The organism is Methylobacterium sp. WSM2598 (genome assembly GCF_000379105.1).
Taxonomy (GTDB): Bacteria; Pseudomonadota; Alphaproteobacteria; order Rhizobiales; family Beijerinckiaceae; genus Methylobacterium.
The window spans coordinates 38,752-42,413 of the sequence record NZ_KB900611.1 but is presented as its reverse complement, the minus strand read 5'-3'; the positions used below and the strand labels follow the sequence as shown (position 1 = coordinate 42,413).

2 protein-coding genes and 1 pseudogene are annotated in these 3,662 nt (G+C 65.8%); all 3 read right to left on the bottom strand.

All coding sequences use genetic code 11. The features are described 5' to 3' along the window. Positions 1 to 309, bottom strand: a pseudogene (locus MET2598_RS0135350) (poly(R)-hydroxyalkanoic acid synthase subunit PhaE); the annotation flags it as partial. 21 nt (positions 310 to 330) lie between these two features. Then, entirely contained in the window at positions 331 to 1,509 is a 1,179-nt protein-coding gene (locus MET2598_RS0135345) for an iron-containing alcohol dehydrogenase (protein WP_026191111.1), read from the bottom strand. A 34-nt stretch (positions 1,510 to 1,543) separates the two neighbouring features. Further along, on the bottom strand, positions 1,544 to 3,223 hold the full coding sequence (locus tag MET2598_RS0135340) for an acetolactate synthase large subunit (protein ID WP_018264061.1): 1,680 nt from the start codon (positions 3,221 to 3,223) through the stop codon (positions 1,544 to 1,546). Positions 3,224 to 3,662: the final 439 nt, after the last annotated feature.

Here is a 3,662-nt window from a genome sequence, read left to right as displayed (position 1 = left end):
GATCCATCCGTGCGGGTCGAAGATCTTGGCCAGGACATCGGCCGCGATTGGATCTCGCACCTCGCCTCCGCCCTTCAGGCTCTTGGCAAAGGTCGCCGAGACCGCCTGAGCGGTCTCCCAGCCCTGCTGATACGAGTGTTGGGCCTGTTCCAGGGCTTCCCAGTCCGGGATGAGGGGAAGGCTCGGCTTGCCATCCTTGTCCAAGGCCGTCGTCATGGCCCCGTACATGTTGCGCTGAGCTTCGAGAAAGCACCGGGTGCCTTTGCCCCAGAGCTCTCCCATTGCCTTGAAGGTATCCAATAGATTCATGACTTGAGCTCCTCAAGCGACTCAAGCAACGGTTCTGAGCTTGCCGTCGAGTGCCTCGGAGTAGATCGCGAAGGCGTCCTGGTAGGTGACCTCGCGTGGGTTGTTCACGAGAAGTCGCGTCTGCTTCATGGCATCGGTTGCGAGGCGCGCGAGATCCTCCTCGCGAACACCGACCTCGGCGAGTGAGGCGGGCGCACCGCAGTCCCGGCAGATGGCCGCGAGGCTGTCGACGAATCGGGTGGCAGCCTCGGCGGCCGGGAGACTGGCTGCCTGCGGATCGAAGATCGGGGCGAGTTCCGCGTAGAGGGCCTCCGCGTGCGGGAGGTTGAAGCGCATCACGCCCGTCAGCACGAGGGCGTTCGACACCCCGTGCGTCACGTGGAAGACGGCGCCGATCGGATAGGCCAGCGCATGGACCGCGGCGACGGGAGCGTTGGCAAAGGCCATGCCCGCGAGCATGGAGCCGAGCAGCATGTTGGAGCGCGCCTCGACGTTGCGGCCGTCGCTGCAGGCCGTGCGAATGCTGCCTGCGAGCAGCGCCAAGGCCTTCCGGGCGAGCTGGTCCGAGATCGGGTTCTTCTTGTGCCGGCTGGTGTAGGCCTCGATCGCGTGCACCATCGCGTCGATGCCGGTCGCGGCCGTCACGTGGGCCGGCAGTCCGAGGGTCAGATCGGGATCAAGGACCGCGCAGTCCGGCAGCAGCCGGGGCGAGACCACGCCCTTCTTCTCGCCCGTCGGCGTCGTCACGATCGAGATCGGCGTCACCTCGGAGCCGGTCCCGGCCGTGGTCGGCATCAGGATGAGCGGCAAGCGCTGGCCCTGGGCGAGGCCGACCCCGTAGATGCGGTCGAGCTGATCGCCGCTGCGCGCGAGGTACGCCACGAGCTTGGCAGTGTCGAGAGTGGAGCCGCCCCCAATCGCGAGCACAAGGTCCACTGCCTGCTGCTGGGCAAGTTGCGCTGCAGTCTCGATGACGTGCGAGGGCGGGTCGGCCACGACGTCCTCGAAGACGGTGACCTGAAGGCCCGCCGAGGCCAGGGCAGCCTCCGCAGCGCGGGTCAGACCCGCGCCGCGAACATTTTTGCCGGTCACCAGCATGATCCGTTGAGCGCGGAAGCTCGCCACGAGGTCGGGCAGCTTCGCCGAGGCGCCGAGCTCGAACAGAATATTGGGGCAGGTTTGGAACGTGAATGGGGTCATGATGAGCTCCGGGAGCACGTCGGTGAGCTAGAACTTATTCTTCCGGCTCGATATCGCTGGCCTTATGGTGATGTTCTTGGATCAGGACCCGCTTGTTCTCGGAGTCGTCGATCGGTACCGCCACGAGGTGAACCCCACCGGCCTTGAAGGCGGCCTCGAGCGTCGGAGCCAGGTCGCGGACCGCGGTGACGCAGTGGCCCGTCGCCCCATAGGAATTGGCGTACGCGACGAAATCCGGGTTGGTGAACGTCGTGCCGTATTCGGCGAAGCCCTCCTCCCTCTGCTTCCTGCGGATCATGCCGTATGCCGAGTTGTCCAGGATCAGCACCACGAGGTTGAGCCTGAGCCGGACAGCTGTCTCCATCTCTTGGCTGTTCATCATGAAGCCACCATCGCCGCACACCGCCAACACGCGACGTTCTGGATAGAGCTCCGCCGCCATCATGGCGGAGGGCAGCCCCGCTCCCATGGTGGCAAGCGCGTTGTCGAGCAGCAGCGTGTTGGGAGCGTACGTCAGGTAGTAGCGCGCAAACTCGATCTTGTACTCGCCGTTGTCGAGGCAGACGATACCGTCCTCCGGCATTACCGTACGAACGGCATGCACGATGCGCCGCACCGTCATTGAAGAAGTGGCCTCTTCGGTCCCACCGTTGATGCCGTTGATGCGCTCCAGGAGCGACTGGCGCAGCTCGAGCATGCCGGGATCCGGCTCGAGCCGCCCGCCGAGCCGGTCGGCGAGCGCCGTCACCGTCGAACTGATATCGCCCACCACCTCGGCATCCGGGTGAAAGACCTGCTCGACGCTCGCCGGAGTGTAGCCGATGTGGATGACCTTGAGGCCGCCCGCGATCTTCTCGTACAGGAAGGGGGGTTTCTCGACGGCGTCGTGCCCGATCGAGATGATCAGGTCCGCCCGGTCGATCGCCGCATGCACGTAATCCCGCTCGGAGAGCGCCGCGGTGCCGAGATAGAGGCTCGAGGCGCCCGTGACCGCGCCCTTGCCCATCTGCGTGTCGCAGAAGGGAATCTGGGTCCGCCGCACAAACTCGGAGAGCGGCTCGCCCAGCCCCGGCCGGTTGCCGGCCGCGCCGATCATGATCAGCGGGCTTTGCGCACTCAGGATCATCGCAGCCGCGTGCTCGATGGCGGCTTCCGCCGCCACTGGCCGGTCGATCGGGTGAGAGGGCGCCAGGGCGACTTCGGCCATTTCGGTAGCAACGTCTTCGGTAGCAACGTCCTTGGGCACTTCGAGATGAACCGCGCCCCGGCGCTCGTCGGTGGCGACCCGGAAGGCCTCGCGCACCAGCGTCGGGATCGAGGCCGCCGAGACGATCTGGCGCGTCATCTTGGTGAGCGGGCGCATCACCGAGACGGTATCGATGAGCTGGAAGCGGGACTGGGGTGGGGCGCTGATCGGCTTCTGGCCGGTGATTATCAACGCCGGCATGGCGCCGAGCTGCGCGTAGGCCACGCCTGTCACCAAGTTCAGCGCGCCCGGGCCGCAGGTCGCGAGGCAGACGCCCGGCCGGCCGGTCAGCCGCCCGTGCGTGGCGGCCATCATGACGGCCGTCTGCTCGTGGCGGACGGGGATGAACCTGATCTTCGAGTTGTGCAAGCTCTCGATGATATCGAGGATCTCCTCCCCGGGTACGCCGGTGACGTGGTCGACGCCCATGTTCTCGAGGGCTTTGACCAGGAGATCAGAAGCCTTCATCTTAAGCGATGCTTTCACGTTGCCCTCCTCGCAAGCTGGCATTAAGCAACCCGCCCGACTGTCGTCGGGCTCTGGCTGTCGTCGAGCTCTTGCTCCGCCCAGGCGGCGACATCGCTCCCCACGTCACGGCCGGCGGCGACTTCCGCCGCCGCACTCTCGCTGCGCAAGCGATGTGCCAGCGCCGCCAGACGAACTTTTCGCAATTATTGCAATGCTTTATGGCTGCCGTGGGGGATTGGCGCAGACGCCACCGGGCTGTCGGGAGCCCGACAAAGTCCGACAGGCCATGGAGGCGCGGCGGGGCGGATGGGGTGTAGCCGGGCGGTAGCGCCCTGTACGAGGCCGGCAAGCCGTCCGGAGGGCTAGCATTACAGTTGCGTTTTCGGCGAGGTTCTGACTCTTTGCGTCGCCATGCGCACGTGAAGACCGACAAGATCGA